This is a genomic window from Parapedobacter soli, from assembly GCF_025460835.1.
Lineage (GTDB): Bacteria > Bacteroidota > Bacteroidia > Sphingobacteriales > Sphingobacteriaceae > Parapedobacter > Parapedobacter soli.
Map to the genome: position 1 here is coordinate 25,966 of NZ_JAMXAY010000022.1, position 18,733 is coordinate 44,698.

Genomic DNA, 18,733 nt, shown 5'->3' on the forward strand with positions numbered 1-18,733 from the left:
TAAACGGTGTAATCATGATTAAAACAGCAGTACTGGATGTTACGCAGATCGAACCGCGGCTAAAACATCCCACGATTTTCGAGCATTTCGATGCGTTGGAGCAAGGCGAAAGCTTCATCATCCACAACGACCATGACCCGCGCCCCCTTTATTACCAATTGCTGGGCGAACGTGGCAATATTTTCACTTGGGATTACCTGCAATCGGGTCCCGACGTCTGGGAAGTGCAGATTACCAAACCCGCTAAGGAGCAGGCTGAAGAGACTGTCGGCGAGATTGCGGCAAAGGATGTGCGTAAGGCTGACGTTTTCAAGAAACTGGGTATCGATTTCTGCTGCGGCGGCAAGCTCACGTTGAAAGAGGCAATAGCCGAAGCGGGTCTGGACGAAGAAGAAGTCAAGGCCGCATTGGCGCGCTCGGAAGCAGCGGGCGGCGGGCAGGCTACACACGATTTCGACTCATGGGACTTAGGTTTCTTGGCAGACTATATCTATAACGTACACCACAAGTACACGCGCGAGAACGGCCCGATCATCGAGCAGCTTGCTGATAAGGTTGCATCGCGCCACGGCAATACCCACCCCGAATTGTTTGAACTGGCAAAAGGAGTGAAGGTTTTGATGGAAAACCTGTATAGCCACCTCCAAAAGGAAGAGCGGGTGTTGTTTCCGGCAATCAAAACATTGGAGAGCAGCGGTGAGCGCGCACAGATGACGGTAGGAATTGAAGGGCCGGTGCATATGATGGAAGCTGAACATGATGATACAGGCGATGAGCTCAGAGAGCTTAGGAGGCTGACCAAAGGGTATGAACTGCCGGCCGATGCTTGCAACTCATACACCTATCTCTTCGATAAAATCAAGGAGTTTGAGGATGACCTCTTCCAACATATCCATTTGGAAAATAATATCCTGTTCCCCAAGGCATTGAAGCTGGAGAAAGAACGCCTCAGCAATGCTGATGCGGTATAGGCCAGTCAAAGGCATAACAGCGATGGTTGCGGCGGGTGATGGCGCCGCAGGTCACGTTGGCATGGGGGTCAACGTGACCAACTTTTAATAATCCCCCAACAACGACAGATGGAAATAAAACTCAATGACCCGTTTGCCGCCGAATTACTCAAAACACAGACGGCGCTGATGCAGGTGATCGACCCCGAGCTCTGTGTCAATATCGTTGACCTCGGTTTCATCTATGGCGTCGATTTTACAGATGCGGCGAAAGTAAAGGTAACCATGACCCTCACCACACCCGGCTGCCCCATGGGCGGCGCTATCGTAAACGGGGTGGAAAACGCGCTGGGGGCCGCTTTCCCCGATCGCCAAACCGAAATTGAGGTTGTCTGGGAGCCTTCCTGGAATTACGATATGATCTCTGACGAGGGAAAAATACAGATGGGACTGGAATAAATAAGTGCAAGCTAACCGTAACTTGTGACAGCTATCAATTATGCAGCTGAGCGCAGTCACCCAATGCGGGTGTGGAACCCCTAATTTTGTAAACCAACACATACACAATGAACAGTACCAATCATACATTTCATATACCCGTAATGGGGCTGGGTTTTACGATCGATACACCGCTGAAAGTAGCACGGTTTGGCATTTCATCAGCACTATCACTGGCTGATGACCATTTACTGGAGCAGATGCGTGAGTTTTACGCGGCACAGACCGGCCGGCCATTCGATCCTATTCCGGCCAAATCAGAAGATCACCGGGCCAAGCGGATCACCGCCTATCTTAACCTGCTAAAGGATATCGTTGATGGGCAGATGGAGCGGCTGCGCGACGGCTCCTTTGAACAAGACAGCGACCTTACCCGTTATTTCGAATTACTCCCAGAAGGTGCTCCGATGAAAAACAGGTATGTCACCCTACGCGGAAGCAGTGGTAACGAGCGCATGGAGCTTGAAGCGGCCCTCCGCGCGGCCGTCACCGCTGGGGACATTGACGTAAATATCATGACGAAGGTCGACAAAACCAATTATGCGCCGGATGGCACCCCATTGCCCCCCGAATATTCGGATGCGTCAGCTGCACTCCGGGGCTTTGCGATGAGTGAACTCCAATCGTCCGTTATTTTGTCTGCGGGACTCAATCCGCGCCTATACAGCTATTTTGAGCAATTTGATGATTTTTACCCCGATGGGCAAGGAAAGCTAGCCAAGCGGATTATTTTAAAAGTAAGCGACTATCGGTCGGCCCTCATCCAAGGCAAACTATTGGCAAAGAAGGGGCTTTGGGTATCCGAATTCCGGATTGAGTCGGGCCTGAACTGCGGTGGGCACGCTTTCATTAGCGACGGGGTTTTGCTTGGCCCTATCATGGAAGCCTTCAAGTCGCAACGGGAGGTCCTTTACGCCGAAATGAAGCAGCTGTGTGACGCTGCGCTTGCTGCGAAAGGCCGGTACGGGTTTGTTGTGGCACCGTCCCAACGCATTACGGTGCAGGGCGGAATCGGTACCGTGGGGGAGGATCGGTTTCTGATAGATTATTACCAATTGGATGGGACAGGGTGGGGCAGCCCATTTCTACTGGTGCCCGAGGCAACCAACGTAGACGACGATACGCTCACCAAGTTGGCGAATGCCCAGCCGGATGATTTTTACCTAAGCGATGCATCGCCACTGGGCGTACCGTTCCATAATTTCCGGCTAAGCAGCTCCGAGGAGCAGCGCAAACAACGGGTTGTACGTAACCGGCCCGGCAGCCCCTGCCACAAGAAATTCCTGTCGTTCAATACGGAGTTTACCGATAAACCCATCTGCACAGCATCCAGGCAGTACCAAAACCTCAAACTTAAGGAGGCTCGGGCCAACTTCCCCGACGAACAAGTGTACCGGCAGGCGGCCGAAGCGATTGTCGAAAAAGATTGCCTGTGCGAAGGGCTTGCAGCCCCGGCGGTGCTTACCAATGGTATTCCACCTAAGCATAAGCTCAAAGCAGTGACAATATGCCCGGGCCCTAACTTGGTATACTTTTCCAAAATTGCATCGCTAAAAGAAATGGTGGGCCATATTTACGGAAGGGCCAACCTGCTGAACAGCCGGTTCCGCTCCAACCTGTTCGTCAACGAGCTGCGTCTTTATATCGATTACCTGAAGGGCGAAATCGAAAAACAGCAACAGCAGTTTACCGAAAAGCAAATCAACCATTACCGAAGGTTTAGGGACAATTTATTGCAAGGTATCGAGTACTACCGGTCCATTATCCCATCGATGCAGCAATACGCGCAAACAAACATGGATGATATGAAATCGGCGATGGAAGCCGCGGAGGAGGCACTGCTCCAATTAGCCGCGTTTGACGTTAAAATACCAGCATTGAAGCCAGCTTAACCCCTATGCCGCTATAAAACACGGTTAACCATCGATTTGTTGCGGTTTGGCAACGTTGATGCCCATTACGTATAATACGAGAGAGGCTGCGACGAGTAGGAAAAAAGGCGTTTCCCAGTTGCCCGCCAAGTCATACAGGGCGCCGAAGAGTGGTGGCCCCACCGCAGCGAGCGCATATCCGAAAGATTGCGCCATACCCGAAATCCGGGCGGCCTCATGCGTTGTCCTTGTGCGAAGCACGAACCACATCATCACCACGGCAAATGCCAGCCCCGTACCCAAGCCGAATAAAATAACGGCAGGAATGATAAACTGCGTGCGCCAGCCAATGATCAACGCCAGGCTCAATATCAATGTGCCCCCAATAAACCACACCAGCGGGGTGTGGTCTTTCATGCGGCCAGCGATAATGGGGCCTACAAAAACAACGGGAAGCTGGGTGAATTGCACGAATGATAATACCCAGCCCGAGGTTTCGGATGCCATCCCCCACTCCTGGAGAACCACTGGTAGCCAAGCTACCGCGCAGTAGAAAAGCAACGATTGGAGCCCCATGAAAATCGTGATGCACCATGCGAGCCTCGACCTAAGCATGGATTTGCCCGCCTTTTGGCGGACAGCAGACCGATTAGCGTGTGCTTCCTCCGGATGGCCCTTCAATTGCGGAATCCAGAAAAGAATGGCAATAACCGAAAAAACCACCCATACACCGATAGATCCCTTCCAGCCCTGGCCCGTCCACTGGCCGATGGCGATACTGAAGCCCGAAGCCAGCGATGCGGTGATGTTCATCGCCACACTATAAATACCCGTAACCAGTCCGATCTTTCGCGGGAAACGATGTTTGATGAATGGCGGAACAAGGACATTCCCGAACGCGATGCCACACCCCACCAGTGCGGCTCCCGTAAAGAGCAGCACGGCGTTTGACGACGCCCGCACAACCAGTCCTATCCCGATTGTCCATATAGCCGCCCATAGCAGCGTCTCGATGCGCCACTTGTCTGCCAATTTGGACGCCACCGGCGAAAGAAGGGCGAATGCCAGCAACGGGATGGTAGTGATGAGGCCGGCCAACGTATTGGAGAGACGCAGGGCGTCTTGGATCTGGGGGACCACAGGGCCTACGCTCGTAATAGGGGCGCGGAGATTGGTAGCTATCAATATAATGCCCGTAAGTAAAAAGAATTTACCCAATCGCGTAGTCTCTGCTGTTTTATCCATCCTGTCAAATAGGGGTCGCCCCTTCAATACGGCCGCGAAAGTAGGATTAATTTAGGTGATTTGGACCGCATTTCCGTATTTTGACAGTAGGATTATCAACCGGGCGCCCAGCCCCGAGATATCCACACTCATCGCATTTTGTGAATATCTTTTCCCGCCGTTTGTGCGTATGGTCATAAAGCCTACTTCCATAGTGGGGTACTTTTGTGTGTATGGAAAAATACGTTATCAAACGAAGTGGCGCCTATGAGCCGTTTATGCCCTACAAGATCAGCGATGCGATCGCCAAGGGGTTTGAAAGTGTATCGCAGCCGCTGGACCCGGAGGTTGGCGATGCGGTGATGGAATCGCTAAACCAAAAGGACACCTGGGCGGTGGAAGAGATCCAAGATTGTATCGAGAAGGCACTCTACGATAGGGGGCACTTCGAAGCCATGCGGTCGTTTATGCTATACCGCCATACGCGGAAACTGCAGCGGGAACATATCCACGGCTTTAATGAAGATACCACTTACGTGGATAGCACACAGACTATCGAGGAATACATCAGCCAAACCGATTGGCGTATCAATGCGAATGCGAATGTCTCCTATTCCAGTGCCGGGCTGATAAACAATACCGCAGGAAAGGTAATCGCCAATTACTGGCTGGATAAGGTGTACAGCAAGGAAGAAGGATATGCCCACCGTAACGGCGATATCCATATTCACGACTTGGATTGCCTTACCGGGTATTGTGCAGGATGGAGCCTGCGGGTATTGCTCGACGAAGGGTTCAACGGTGTACGTGGCCGCGTAGAAAGCAGACCCCCCAACCATTTCAGGGAAGCATTGGGGCAGATGGCCAATTTCCTGGGTATTTTGCAAAGCGAATGGGCTGGGGCACAGGCATTCAGTTCGTTCGATACCTACCTCGCACCTTATGTGTTCAAAGATCGGCTACCTTATGTCGAGGTGCTGAAGGCTATACGTAGTTTTGTATATAATGTGAACGTGCCGGCCCGATGGGGACAGTCGCCCTTTACCAACATTACTTTGGACTGGAATGTGCCGGATGACTTAAAGGATCAGATACCTACAAAGCGGACTGCACACCTCTTTGCAGGTATACAGGATGAAGCATTACTCCGCTTGGCCCGGCAGCGCGGGGCAGACACGTTGGAAGACCTCTGCTATAAGCACTTCCAGCCGGAAATGGATGTAATCAACAAAGCATACTATACCGTAATGACGGAAGGGGATGCCAATGGACAGCCATTTACGTTCCCCATTCCTACCGTCAACATCACCGAAGATTTCGACTGGGAAAGCGAGAACGCTACGCTATTGTTCGAAAATACAGCGAAGATCGGCTCTTCCTATTTCCAGAACTTTGTGGGAAGCCAGTATATGCTCGACGAGTCGGGTAACCGGGTGGAGAACCCCGAAGCGTATAAGCCCAACGCCGTGCGCAGCATGTGCTGCAGGCTGCAACTGGATCTCCGCGAGCTGCTTAAACGGGGTAACGGGCTGTTCGGCAGTGCGGAGATGACCGGCAGCATCGGCGTGGTCACCGTCAACATGGCCCGCCTCGGTTATCGCTATAAAGGAAACAAGGCGGGTCTCTTTAAGCAGCTCGACCATTGGCTTTACCTGGCAAAATCAACCTTGGAGAAAAAACGGAAGTTCATCCAGGAATTGTACGATAGGGGGCTGTACCCCTACACCAAGCGCTACCTGCCGCATTTCCGCAACCATTTCTCGACCATCGGCGTCAACGGGATGAATGAGATGATAAGGAATTTTTCCGAAGATAAGCTGGATATCGTGTCGGATGAAGGTATGGCCCTGGCCACGGAAATCCTGGAACACATCCGTAACCGTATGCGGGAGTTTCAGGAAGACACCGGAAACCTATATAACCTGGAGGCCACACCGGCCGAAGGGACGACATACCGCTTCGCCAAAGAGGACAAAAAGCGGTTCCCGGATATCCTGCAGGCGGGACAGGGCGAGAATATTTACTATACCAACAGCTCGCAGTTACCGGTAGACTATACCGAAGACCCGTTCGAAGCGTTGCTGTTGCAGGATAGTCTCCAGTGCAAGTACACGGGTGGTACGGTGTTGCACCTGTATATGAGCGAACAGATCAGTTCGCCCGATGCTTGCCGCAACTTTGTGCGGACGGTAATCAGCAATTTTAAATTGCCTTATATCACCGTTACACCGGTATTCAGTATCTGCCCCGTGCACGGCTACCTTAATGGAGAGCACGAATACTGCCCTAAATGCGACGATCTTATTTTAGCAACTCACCAACATACAATACAAGATGACTACACAACAGCAACATGACCTGGTTTTGCAGCAAAATCAGGGGGAACGAAGCAAATGCTTGGTTTACACGAGAGTAATGGGGTACCACCGTCCGGTAGAGAGTTTCAATATCGGAAAGAAGGGTGAACATCGGCAACGTACGCATTTTACCGAACGCCGTGCCAACACCCATCTATAGCATCACCCCTTTTACGTTATTGGATTATCCCGGTAAGACAGCCTGCATCCTTTGGTTTGCAGGCTGTAATATGCACTGCACGTATTGCTACAACCCCGATATTGTGCTGGGCAAAGGCCGGATGTCCATTGAAAAAGCACTGGAGTTCCTGCGGTCGCGCAAAGGGTTGTTGCAGGGCGTGGTACTGAGCGGAGGGGAATGCACGTTACACCCAACGATTTTCCCATTGCTTGAGGCAGCGAAAGCGTTTGGTTTTGAGGTAAAGATCGATACCAATGGCTCGCGGCCCCAAGTACTGGAGGCGCTGATTGCACAAGGGCTTATTGATTACGTAGCCCTCGATTTCAAGGCGTTGGAGCAACGTTACCACGCCATTACAAAATCGGGGCTATTCCCCCAATTCACAGCAAGCTTGTCGTTGCTCAACCGGTCGAACGTCCCGTTTGAGGTACGTACCACTGTGCACAGTGACCTGATCACGACAGCCGATTTACAGCAGATGGTCCACTTTCTGCAGCAGCACGATTACCGGGGCTCCTATTATATCCAGCATTATGTAAATGGTGTGCCCGTGCTCGGTGAGCTCGGCCGGTCGGTGAAACATGCGCGCCTGTCGGAGCTGTCGGTCGATGGCATCGAAGTGGTGGAGCGCGGTTGACGGCCAACGCGGGGCTTCAAAAAAGAGCCCCGATAACCGTTATGGCATCGGGGCTGTATAAATACTTGGTGTACCGCTACTTACTCAGATACATCGACTTCTTGGCATACATCTCCCTGAAAAACGGGTCGTCGAGGTCCTTGATGAAACGGATGGCCTCGCCGGTGGACTTCATTTCCGGTCCGAGCTGCTTGTCCACGTCAGGGAACTTGTCAAACGAGAAAATGGGTTCTTTGATGGCATAGCCTTTCAGTTTGCGCTCGATGGTAAAGTCTTTGAGTTTGTTGGCTCCCAGCATCACCTTGGTTGCAATATTGACGTAAGGCACATCATAAGCCTTGGCAATAAACGGCACCGTGCGCGATGCACGCGGGTTAGCCTCAATTACATATACTTTCTCATCTTTAATAGCAAACTGGATGTTAAGCAGGCCGCAGACATTCAGCGCTTTGGCGAGTTTGATGGTATATTCCTCCATCTTGCGCTTCACATTTTCAGATAAGCTGAATGGCGGCAATACCGCGCTCGAATCGCCGGAGTGTATCCCTGCCGGCTCAATGTGCTCCATCATGCCGATGATGTGCACATCCTCTCCATCGCAGATGGAATCAGACTCAGCCTCTTCTGCGCGGTCGAGGAAATGGTCGATCAGCACCCGGTTTCCGGGTAGGTTACGCAGCAGTTTCACTACAGCGGTTTCCAATTCATCGTCGTTGATCACAATACTCATGCGCTCACCACCCAATACGTAACTTGGGCGGACAAGTACGGGGTAACCTACTTTTTTGGCTACTTCAAGGGCCTCTTCCGCACTTTCGGCGACGCCATACTTGGGATATGGGATATCCAGCGATTTGAGCAGGTCGGAGAAGCGGCCACGGTCTTCCGCCAGGTCCATGTTTTGGAAAGAAGTACCGATGATTTTGATGCCGTTGGACTCGAGCAGCTCGGCCATCTTCAGTGCGGTTTGCCCACCTAGCTGCACAATAACCCCTTCCGGTTTTTCCAGTTCGATGATTTCACGGACATGCTCCCAGTAAACGGGCTCAAAATAAAGCTTATCGGCCATATTGAAGTCGGTCGATACCGTTTCGGGGTTACAGTTGACCATGATCGACTCGTACCCCGCTTGCTTGGCGGCCAATAGGCCATGCACACAAGAGTAATCGAACTCAATGCCTTGCCCGATGCGGTTGGGTCCCGAACCCAGCACGATGATTTTCTTTTTGTCGGATGCCACCGATTCGTTCTCTTCCTCGAAGGTTGAATAGTAATACGGTGTATGGGCAGGGAATTCAGCGGCACAAGTGTCTACCATCTTATATACCCGGCGGATACCCAGCTCCCGGCGGCGGTTGTATACATCATCTTCCGATACGTTGCCCAGCAACCAGGCAATCTGCGTATCCGAATAGCCTTTTTGTTTGAGGGTGATGAAGAAGTCTTTAGGGATATTGTTGAGTTGGTAACGGCGTAATTCGGTCTCCAGGGTTACCAGCTCCTGGATCTGGGTTAAGAACCATTTGTCAATATTCGTTGCTTTGCGGATAGACTCAAGCGGTACACCCAGCTCAAAGGCATCCTTGATGTGGAAGAGCCGGTCGCTGCTGGGGTGTTCGAGGCTGTGCATGATTTCCTCCAGGTTGCGCAACTGCTTTCCGTCGGCACCCAGGCCATGGCGGCCTGTTTCCAGGCTTTGGCAGGCTTTCTGCAATGCCTCGATGAACGTGCGGCCGATGGCCATCACCTCGCCCACCGACTTCATCTGTAAGCCGAGCTCGCGGTTGGCGCCTTTGAACTTGGCGAAATTCCAGCGGGGGACTTTTACGATCACGTAATCCAGTGTAGGCTCGAAATAAGCTGAAGTGGTTTTGGTAATCTGGTTTTGGATTTCGTCGAGGTTGTAGCCGATAGCAAGCTTTGATGCGATCTTGGCGATGGGATAGCCGGTTGCTTTGGAAGCTAGTGCCGACGAGCGTGACACCCGTGGGTTGATTTCGATGGCAATGATATCTTCGTTTTCGGGGTTTACCGAAAACTGTACGTTACAGCCGCCTGCGAAGTTGCCGATGGCACGCATCATCTTGATGGCCTGGTTGCGCATCTCCTGGTAGCAACGGTCGCTCAGCGTCATGCCCGGCGCTACCGTAATCGAGTCGCCCGTATGCACGCCCATCGGATCGAAGTTTTCGATGGTACAGATGATGATCACATTATCCGCATTGTCGCGCAGCAATTCGAGTTCGAACTCTTTCCAGCCCAATACGGCCTGCTCCACCAATACTTCATGTGTGGGCGATGCTTGGAGCCCACGGCTCAATGCGGCCTCAAACTCTTCTTTCTTGTGGACAAAGCCACCGCCGGTACCGCCTAACGTGTACGAAGGCCGGATGACCAACGGGAAACCGATTTGTTGTGCGGCTTCCTTGCCCTCGAGGAATGAGTTGGCAATTTGGGATTTGGCCACACCGATACCGATATCGACCATCAGCTTGCGGAACTCTTCCCGGTTCTCGGTTTTCTCAATAGCAGCCACGTCAACACCGATGACTTGGACGTTGTACTTCTCCCAAAGCCCGCGTTCTGACGCCTCGATACATAGGTTCAAGGCCGTTTGTCCGCCCATGGTGGGAAGTACGGCATCGATCTGCTGCTCCTGTAAAATCTGTTCGATACTCTCGCACGTAAGCGGCAGTAAGTACACATGGTCGGCAATTACGTTGTCGGTCATGATGGTGGCCGGATTGGAGTTGATGATGGATACTTCAATCCCCTCTTCTTTAAGCGAAAGGGCGGCCTGTGATCCGGAATAATCAAATTCGCAGGCTTGTCCGATAACGATAGGGCCTGAACCGATAATTAAAACCGAGTTAATGGAAGTGTTTCTGGGCATTATATGGTGAAAAATGTTAATTAATTTTCAACGCTACATTTGCTAAACAGTGGGAATGTCTGGGATGATGCGTGAGGATATTCCGACTGTTTTGTCGGAGTGCAAAGGTATGCTTTTTAAATGGAATAATGGTTAATAATTTCAATAACCATTATATTACTGCCGTGGGTACCGTGTCGGCCTACCTGTTTTTAGGTATTTTTTTCTTATGTAAAGAAATTATTTTCTCCTAACCGTGGAATAGCTTACTTTTGGACGTTTTTTAATATAAAGATAAGACCATGAAAATTAAATTGACGTTATTGGCCCTGTTTGCTGCATTTGCTTTCACGGCATCTGCACAGAGTGATTACAAGAACTCTATCGGTCTCCGGTTGGGTGGCGGCTACTATGATCTGATCGGTGCGGCCTTCAAGACTTTTATTTCTGAACCTGCCGCGTTGGAGTTTGACTTGGGTTTCAAGCCAAGCATTGGTTATGGAATTTACAGTGACGGGATTACTAACCTGTCATTATCCGGTGCCTATCAGCATCATTTTCCCATCGGTAATATCGAAGGGTTTAAATGGTTTGTAGGTGGTGGTGCTATCATTGCCAACACGTTTTCTGATTATGAAGATTGGGGTGGTGTTTCAATCGGTATTTTCCCTACCGGTGGGGTGGATTACAAACTGAAGAATGCGCCGTTTGCATTTTCTGCTGATTTGAGACCTACTGCACACTTCGTGAAGTCTTATGGTGGTATCAACGGGTTCTTATTCAATAGCGGCTTGACAGCCCGTTACGTATTTTAGATAAGAGCGGTTTTATCCGCGTCCGCGAGTGATTGCCATTGGTTGCTGAAGCCAATGGCAATTTTTTTTAGTGCCTATGCCGAGACCTGTATGGTACGAGCGGTGGTAGCCCATGCCCCTGAGACGGGCCGGGCATGGCTAAGCTTTGGCTAAGGCCATGCCCGCCGGGTGTTCGAGTGGCCGTCGGCTGCCCTTCGACAAGTTGCCGAAGGGCAGCCGAACCGTTCCCGAACAATTCCCGAAGCAGTCTCGAAGGATTGTCGAAGGATTGTCGAAGGATTGTCGAAGGCCACTCGAACAACTGTCGAACAACTGGCAGCGATTGGCAGTGATTTATGCCAAATGCTGCCAATTACTGCCAAAAGTTGAAGCGGGGCTTTTGTCCACCTACGTTTGTGACCAGAAAGCAAATGGTGATTTACATTGGTGGCGGTGTATTGGCCAGCGTTTAAATCAAAAAATAACCATACATTTAACACCAATTTTACATGCTATGAGTAAAATCAAAATGATATGTTCTACGTTGCCTATATATTCGGTTTCTTTGCGCTGGCCATGGTGGCAAACCTGTTTTTTTGTGCTGTTCGTGTTGCCGGAAACCAAGAATAAGTCGCTGGAACAACTGTAAAAGAGCTGAGTGGCCAATAAGATATGACGAAAGAAGAAATTATAGCAAGGATACAAACGGAACGGCTTATCGCCATTGTGCGGTTGGCTGAAGAAGCCGAAGTGTTGCCTACGGTGTCGAGGCTGGTGGCTTCCGGCGTACGCGTATTGGAAATAACGAGCAATACGCCTGGTTACGGCCAGGCCATCAAGCAGGCACGGACGGAATTTCCGGATGTGTTGATCGGCGCTGGGACGATACTGAATGATACCCTGGCAGACGAAGCCCTGTCGTTCGGTGCCCAGTTCCTGGTTACGCCTAACATGAATATTGACGTAATCACAACGGCGCATCGCAACGGTGTTCCCGTGGTGATGGGAGCGCTGACGCCCACGGAGGTAGCTGAAGGGATAAATTATGGCGCCGATTTCATCAAGCTATTCCCGGCATCGGTAATGGGGCCGGCCTACCTGAAGGCGCTCCTTGGCCCTTATAACGGTATACGGGTCATTGCCGTGGGTGGCGTAGACTTTTCCAATGCCGGCGACTGGTTCCGTGCCGGTGCGGTGGGTGTGGGCATGGGCGGGAGCCTCCTATCGGACGATCCAACAACCATTAGCCAGTCCATCACTAAATTGCACCATACTTTCGAATCATAAAACCGTATGACCATGCAAGATAAACTGATCATTGAGAAATTGGAGTTGTTCACCGTGCCACCGCGTTGGCTTTTCCTCAAGGTAACCACGAAGGAAGGGATCATCGGATGGGGGGAGCCCGTCGTGGAAGGACGTGCCGATACCGTAGCCGCCTGCGTTCGGGAGCTGGAGTCATACGTCGTGGGCCGGTCGGCCCACGACATCCAGGACCTGTGGCAAGTATTGTACCGAGGTGGCTTTTACCGTGGCGGCCCGATATTGATGAGTGCCATTTCGGGTATCGACCAAGCACTGTGGGATATCAAAGGTAAGTCGATAGGCCTGCCGGTATACCAGCTGCTGGGCGGCGCCGTGCGCCAGCAGATGAAAATGTATTGCTGGATCGGCGGCGACCATCCCGAGGTCGTGATCAGCCAGGCACGCGACCGGGTAAACGAAGGGTATACGGCTGTGAAGATGAATGCCACTGGCGCGATGGATTGGATAGCCGCCCAGCAGGATATCACCCAAGTGGTGGAGAACATCCGGCTGCTGCGCGAGGAGTTCGGCGACCAGCTCGACGTCGGATTGGACTTCCATGGCCGGGTGCACAAGGGGATGGTGCGTAGGCTAATCGACGAGGTGGCGCCCTATAAGCCCATGTTTATCGAAGAGCCGGTGTTGAGCGAACATTCGGAAGCGTTGGCACAGATTGCCGCTTATAGCAGTATCCCCATCGCCACGGGCGAGCGGATGTTTTCGAGGTGGGATTTCAAGCATCTGTTGCATGATGGCCACGTGGACATCGTGCAACCCGACCTCAGCCATGCGGGCGGCGTTTCGGAGGTGATGCGGATAGCGGCGATGGCAGAAGCGTATGACGTGGCGCTGGCGCCACATTGCCCGTTGGGCCCGATATCCCTTGCCGCGGCACTCAACATCGACTTTGCCTGCATCAACGCCTTTATCCAGGAAAGCAGCATCGGTATCCACTACAACCAGGGCTTCGACCTATTGGATTACGTAGCTAATCCGGAGGATTTTGCGGTCAAAGACGGGTATATCCAGTTGTTCCAGCGCCCCGGGCTTGGGGTGGAGATCGACGAGCAGGCAGTCCGTAAAGCCCAAAAGGTGGGCCACCAATGGAAAAATCCCATCTGGCGGTTGAAAGACGGTAGTTTGGCCGAGTGGTAGCCGTTACTGCGATTTCCGGACCGATAGGTGCAGGGGGAGTCGATCTACACCAAGGGCGGACCTGAACTCCTCCTCATCAGGTGAGTGCAGGATACCGAATTCTCCGATTATCTGTAATCTTACCGCGAATAAAAGCCAGCTAGTTAACTTTACAGATTATGATAAAAATAGGCGTGTCTTTGTTGATTGTATTTCTACTGGGAAGCCTGAATGCGAAAGTGGCTTCAGGTCAAAGCGCTGCAATACATACCGACTCACTGAATGAGATCGTGCGCGAGTATGTATCGCCCACCCGTATTTTGTGGCAATCGGGCGATATCCGCAATGAAGAGCAGTTGCTCCAGCCGGGGAATGGCCAAGCTGACCTGACCAACGCAAGCATCACCGTATTGAAAAATGAAGGACCGGCAAGAAGCAGCATCCTCCTCGATTTCGGGAAGGAGCTGCATGGCGGGTTGGAGATCGTGACCGGCATGTGGAACCCGGGGAATACGCCACGTAAGGTGCGTATCCGCTTCGGTGAATCGGCGAGTGAGGCGATGGCTGAACTCGGGGAGCGGGGGGCTACCAACGACCATGCCATCCGCGACATGGAAATTTTGGTGCCCTGGCTCGGCAAGATACAGGTAGGGGAGAGTGGCTTCCGTTTTGTCCGCATAGACCTGCTGGATGGTGACGCCGAGCTGCACCTGAAAGAAGTGCGAGCGATATCTAGCTATCGGGATATACCCTACCTGGGCTCATTTCATAGCAGCGATGAACGCCTGAACCGGATTTGGCAAACGGGTGCCTATACGGTACACCTCAACATGCAGGACTACCTTTGGGACGGGATTAAGCGCGACCGCTTGGTTTGGGTGGGCGACCTGCATCCCGAAGTGGCCACGGTAAATGCCGTATTCGGATACAACGAGGTGGTGCCGAAGAGCTTGGACCTGGCCCGGGACGTGACGCCGTTGCCGGGCTGGATGAGCGGAATCAGTACGTATTCGATGTGGTGGATCATCTTGCACCACGATTGGTATATGCATCACGGTGACCTGGCCTATCTCCGGGAGCAGCAGCCGTATCTGGCCGGCCTTGTCCGGCAGATTGCCGGTAAAGTGAGGCAAGATGGCAAGGAGGAGATGGATGGCCACCGGTTCCTGGATTGGCCGACCAGCGAAGACCCAGTGGCGATCCATGCCGGCCTGCAGGCCATGACCCAGTGGTCGTTGGCTATTGCGGTGGAGCTGAGCGAAATATTGGGCGATACGGAAACAAAACAAGTCGCGGCCGATGCCGTTGACCGTCTTTCCCGCTATACGCCGGACGCAGGTTCCACCAAGCAAGCCGCAGCGCTGATGGCGTTGGTGGGCATGATGCCCGCAGAACAGGCCGAAGAAGTGTTATTCGCGGGCGGTGCGGCAAACTTATCTACGTTTTATGGATATTACATGCTGCAGGCCATGGCGAAGGCCGGCAATTATGGCGGAGCGATGGAGGTAATCCGCGAATACTGGGGCGGTATGCTCGACTTGGGAGCGACAACGTTCTGGGAGCATTTCGATATCGGATGGATAAAGAATGCGGGCCGCATCGACGAGCTGGTTCCTGACGGCAAGATAGATGTGCACGGGGATTACGGTGACTACTGCTATGTGGGTTTTCGCCACAGTCTCTGCCATGGGTGGGCGTCGGGACCTACAGCATGGCTTACCGAACATGTGCTGGGCATCAAGGTGCTGGAGCCGGGGAGTAAACGTATTTCCGTCAAGCCCCACCTCGGCGACCTCGATTTTGTGGAAGGTACCTACCCCACGCCCTACGGCGTACTGCGTGTAAAGCACGAGAAACAGGCCGATGGGCAGGTGAAGTCGACCATTCATGCACCCAAAGGCGTTAAAATTATCCGATAATGAAAAGTCTAGTTGTTTTCGCTTGGCTGTTAGCAGTTTGTTTTTCGTACGTGGATGGCAAAGAACTGTATCCTGTTTACCTCCGTGCAGAGTATAAAGAAAGCCCCTTTATTGATGTAGCCAGTCCGCGGTTGAGCTGGGAGCTGGAGGCCAGCGGTGATGGTCAGTACCAGACGGCATACCAGGTGTTGGTCGCCTCGTCTGCCGAGTTATTGGACCAAGGCCGGGGCGACCTTTGGGATTCGGGGAAGGTGGATACGGACGCCACGAACCAGGTTGAATACCAAGGGAGCCCGATACCCGCCCGGACACGCGTATATTGGAAAGTAAGAAGTTGGGACAAGCATGACGAGCCGGGAGAGTGGAGCGAAGCCACGTGGTGGGAAACGGGGCTGTTGGATGCTGCCGATTGGAAAGCCGATTGGATTGGGTTTGACCTGACTGCCTACGGTAAGGGCGATACGTATCATTTGCCACCGGCGCCCTACCTAAGAAAAGAACAAAAAGTGACTCGCAATGTCGAGTCTGCCCGTTTATATGTTACGGCATTGGGCGTTTACGAGTTTTTCATCAATGGCGAGCGGGTAGGCGACGACTACTTCGCACCGGGATGGACCGACTACAACAAACGTGTATATTATAACGTCTATGACGTAACGGAATACCTTCATTCTGGTAGCAATGCGTTTGCGGCCACACTCTCTTACGGGTGGTATGCCGGCTACCTCGGATACGCGCTGCTGGTGGGCTCGCCGACGGTTCGGGGTTTCTATGGCGATGTGCCGCTTATCAAGGCGCAGGTAGAAATAACGTATTCCGACGGAAGCCGGGAGACGATCTTGACGGATAACTCCTGGCGTGCAAGCCAAGGGCCTTTGCGGGAAACCGACCTTCTGCAGGGAGAGACGTACGATGCACGGTTAGCGCTGGACGGTTGGGCGCAGGCGGGCTTCGATGATAGCGCATGGGAGGCAGCCCAGGTTCATGCCGATCGCTCGGATCGCGCCATACAATTGTATCCCGGCAGTCCGGTGGAAATTACACACGAATTGAAAGCGAAGTCGGTTACACCACGGGGAGATGGGAAATACATCGTTGACTTCGGGCAAAATTTTGCCGGCGTGGTACGGCTCCATGTAAAGGGCAATAAAGGGGATTCGGTGGTGCTCCGTTACGGTGAGATGCTGCATCCCGATGGGTCGTTGGTGACCGAGAACCTGCGCAGGGCACGGGCTACGGATACCTACGTACTCCGGGGAGACCCGGCAGGCGAACAATGGCAACCCCAGTTCACCTTCCATGGATTCCAGTACGTAGAGATTAGTGGGTTACGGGGGGAGCCTGGCAACGATGTGCTGACCGGGCTGGCCATGAGTTCGTCAACACCGGAGGTAGGTGTATTCGAGACCGATAACGCCATGCTGAACCAGCTCTATAGCAACATCGTGTGGACGCAGCGCTCCAATTACCTCGATATCCCCACGGACTGCCCGCAGCGTGATGAACGGCAAGGGTGGACTGCCGATGCCCAGGTGTACATCCATTCGGCCACGTTCAATACTGACATTGCTGCATTCCACACCAAGTGGCTGCGCGATCTGAACGATGCACAATGGCCGAATGGCGCCTATCCGATTTATGCACCTATGCCGGTGGGGCCGGACGGAAAGGGGGCGATACGGGCGACCGATACGTATTCTCCCGGATGGTCTGAGGCAGGTATCATCTGTGTTTACGAAATGTACCGGACCTATGGCGACACGCGCATCGTCGAGCAGTCGCTACCGTATATGGGAAAATTCATGGATTTTCTCCGCGGGAAGGCTGGAGGCGACCGGATATTCAAGGAAACCAGTTTCGATGAGGTAAGTCCGAAAGGAGGTTTCGGAGACTGGTTATCGATCGGCAAAAAGACCTCACCCGATTTACTCGCCACGCTGTACTATGCGTATTGCGCCCGGCTTATGGCCGAACTGGTCGAAGCCATAGGGGATGACGAAGGATCTCGGCGATACACTGCCGAAAGTGAGGCGATCATGACGGCGTTTTTTGAGCACTATAGCGACGAGCAGGGTAAATTCATGACTGATACCACTGCGTATGGCGACGGGAAAGGCTATGTAGACGGGCACTTGGGCTTCGATGGGAATACCCAAACGGCTTACGCGAACGCCATCTATATGCAGCTTTTGGATTCATCACAGCAACAGAATGCGGGGCAGCGATTGCGCAAATTGGTTGAAGCCAATGGCAACAAGCTCACGACCGGATTTCTAGGGTTCAGGCCGCTATTGCCGGCATTGTCGGCAACGGGGAGTTCGGATAAGGCTTACCAGTTGATTTTGAGTACGGAGTATCCTTCGCTCGGTTTTGAGGTAGCCAACGGTGCCACATCGATCTGGGAGCGTTGGGACAGCTATACGAAAGACAAGGGGTTTGTGCATAATGCGAGCATGAACTCGTTCAGCCACTATGCGTTCGGCGCGGTAAACGAGTGGATGTTCGGAAACATGGCCGGCATCCGATCGGATGGTGCAGGTTACCGGAAGATCACCATCAAGCCCGAGATTATCGATGCAGGGATCAACGAGCTTGATGCAGCATACCGCTCCATTAACGGTTGGATACGATCGTCTTGGCGCAAAACTGGGGATCGTGTTTACCAATCGGTAGAAATTCCGGTCAATACACAGGCAACGGTGTACGTCCCGGCGAATCGTGTGCAGGATGTGCTCGTAAATGGCAAGGCATTGAAAGATACGGAGCTGTATACGGGTGCCACGCAGTCGGAAGGTCATGTTGTTGTGCGCGTTGGCTCTGGTCGGTACCAGTTCGTTGTGATGAGGTAACGGTGTAGGTGTAGGTGTAGGTGTAGGTGTAGGTGTAGATTGTCCGGATGGACAGTGAATGACAGGGGTGGAATTTTAAGCCGCTGGCTTCGGTGGTAGGAATGGGAGCAATAGAGTTTAATGGGCCTGGAATTCGAGGAAT

15 protein-coding genes are annotated in these 18,733 nt (G+C 52.6%); 12 read left to right on the top strand and 3 right to left on the bottom strand.

Translation table 11 applies throughout. From position 1 onward, the window contains the following. Positions 1-14 precede the first annotated feature (14 nt). The 3 genes from ric to NGM62_RS10980 all read left to right on the top strand — a co-directional run bounded on the left by ric (position 15) and on the right by NGM62_RS10980 (position 3,340). Positions 15-971 carry an iron-sulfur cluster repair di-iron protein gene (gene ric, locus NGM62_RS10970; RefSeq protein WP_262247946.1) on the top strand — a complete coding sequence of 319 codons (957 nt, stop codon included), beginning with the start codon at positions 15-17 and terminating at the stop codon, positions 969-971. Between the two features lie 108 nt (positions 972-1,079). Next, complete coding sequence (locus NGM62_RS10975; RefSeq protein WP_262247947.1) at positions 1,080-1,409, top strand: metal-sulfur cluster assembly factor; 330 nt, start codon at positions 1,080-1,082, stop codon at positions 1,407-1,409. A 107-nt stretch (positions 1,410-1,516) separates the two neighbouring features. Continuing rightward, the gene (locus tag NGM62_RS10980; protein ID WP_262247948.1) at positions 1,517-3,340 is read left to right on the top strand and encodes a hypothetical protein; all 1,824 of its coding nucleotides are present in this window, start codon (positions 1,517-1,519) and stop codon (positions 3,338-3,340) included. Between the two features lie 24 nt (positions 3,341-3,364). On the opposite strand, the gene NGM62_RS10985 is transcribed toward NGM62_RS10980, so the two are convergent. Together NGM62_RS10985 and NGM62_RS10990 are read right to left on the bottom strand one after the other, a co-directional pair. Then, on the bottom strand, positions 3,365-4,564 hold the full coding sequence (locus NGM62_RS10985) for a CynX/NimT family MFS transporter (protein ID WP_262247950.1): 1,200 nt from the start codon (positions 4,562-4,564) through the stop codon (positions 3,365-3,367). A 51-nt stretch (positions 4,565-4,615) separates the two neighbouring features. After that, the gene (locus NGM62_RS10990) at positions 4,616-4,756 is read right to left on the bottom strand and encodes a hypothetical protein (protein ID WP_262247952.1); all 141 of its coding nucleotides are present in this window, start codon (positions 4,754-4,756) and stop codon (positions 4,616-4,618) included. A 20-nt stretch (positions 4,757-4,776) separates the two neighbouring features. Here NGM62_RS10990 and NGM62_RS10995 point away from each other — a divergent pair, with 20 nt between their 5' ends. From NGM62_RS10995 to NGM62_RS11005, 3 genes are read left to right on the top strand one after another with little or no spacing between them, the layout of a single operon-like run. Next, positions 4,777-6,900 carry a ribonucleoside triphosphate reductase gene (locus tag NGM62_RS10995; RefSeq protein WP_262247953.1) on the top strand — a complete coding sequence of 708 codons (2,124 nt, stop codon included), beginning with the start codon at positions 4,777-4,779 and terminating at the stop codon, positions 6,898-6,900. Beyond that, on the top strand, positions 6,878-7,060 hold the full coding sequence (gene nrdD / locus NGM62_RS22115) for an anaerobic ribonucleoside-triphosphate reductase (RefSeq protein WP_315975862.1): 183 nt from the start codon (positions 6,878-6,880) through the stop codon (positions 7,058-7,060). The genes NGM62_RS10995 and nrdD overlap by 23 nt, the downstream gene beginning before the upstream one ends. Beyond that, complete coding sequence (locus NGM62_RS11005) at positions 7,005-7,718, top strand: anaerobic ribonucleoside-triphosphate reductase activating protein (protein ID WP_315975863.1); 714 nt, start codon at positions 7,005-7,007, stop codon at positions 7,716-7,718. Before nrdD ends, NGM62_RS11005 begins: the two co-directional genes overlap by 56 nt. 76 nt (positions 7,719-7,794) lie before the next feature. Here NGM62_RS11005 and carB read toward each other — a convergent pair whose 3' ends face one another. Then, on the bottom strand, positions 7,795-10,611 hold the full coding sequence (gene carB / locus NGM62_RS11010; RefSeq protein ID WP_262247956.1) for a carbamoyl-phosphate synthase large subunit: 2,817 nt from the start codon (positions 10,609-10,611) through the stop codon (positions 7,795-7,797). A gap of 281 nt (positions 10,612-10,892) precedes the next feature. Between carB and NGM62_RS11015 the strand changes: the two genes are divergently transcribed. The 6 genes from NGM62_RS11015 to NGM62_RS11040 all read left to right on the top strand — a co-directional run bounded on the left by NGM62_RS11015 (position 10,893) and on the right by NGM62_RS11040 (position 18,591). Beyond that, a complete protein-coding gene (locus NGM62_RS11015; RefSeq protein ID WP_262247957.1) occupies positions 10,893-11,405 on the top strand; it encodes a hypothetical protein in 513 nt (170 codons plus the stop codon). Positions 11,406-11,550: 145 nt separating this feature from the next. Next, complete coding sequence (locus tag NGM62_RS11020; RefSeq protein WP_262247958.1) at positions 11,551-12,033, top strand: hypothetical protein; 483 nt, start codon at positions 11,551-11,553, stop codon at positions 12,031-12,033. A 23-nt stretch (positions 12,034-12,056) separates the two neighbouring features. Continuing rightward, entirely contained in the window at positions 12,057-12,671 is a 615-nt protein-coding gene (locus tag NGM62_RS11025) for a bifunctional 4-hydroxy-2-oxoglutarate aldolase/2-dehydro-3-deoxy-phosphogluconate aldolase (RefSeq protein ID WP_262247960.1), read from the top strand. A 12-nt stretch (positions 12,672-12,683) separates the two neighbouring features. Further along, entirely contained in the window at positions 12,684-13,844 is a 1,161-nt protein-coding gene (gene dgoD, locus NGM62_RS11030) for a galactonate dehydratase (protein ID WP_262247962.1), read from the top strand. A gap of 158 nt (positions 13,845-14,002) precedes the next feature. Next, entirely contained in the window at positions 14,003-15,742 is a 1,740-nt protein-coding gene (locus NGM62_RS11035; protein ID WP_262247963.1) for an alpha-L-rhamnosidase-related protein, read from the top strand. Then, complete coding sequence (locus tag NGM62_RS11040) at positions 15,742-18,591, top strand: alpha-L-rhamnosidase (RefSeq protein WP_262247964.1); 2,850 nt, start codon at positions 15,742-15,744, stop codon at positions 18,589-18,591. Before NGM62_RS11035 ends, NGM62_RS11040 begins: the two co-directional genes overlap by 1 nt. Positions 18,592-18,733: the final 142 nt, after the last annotated feature.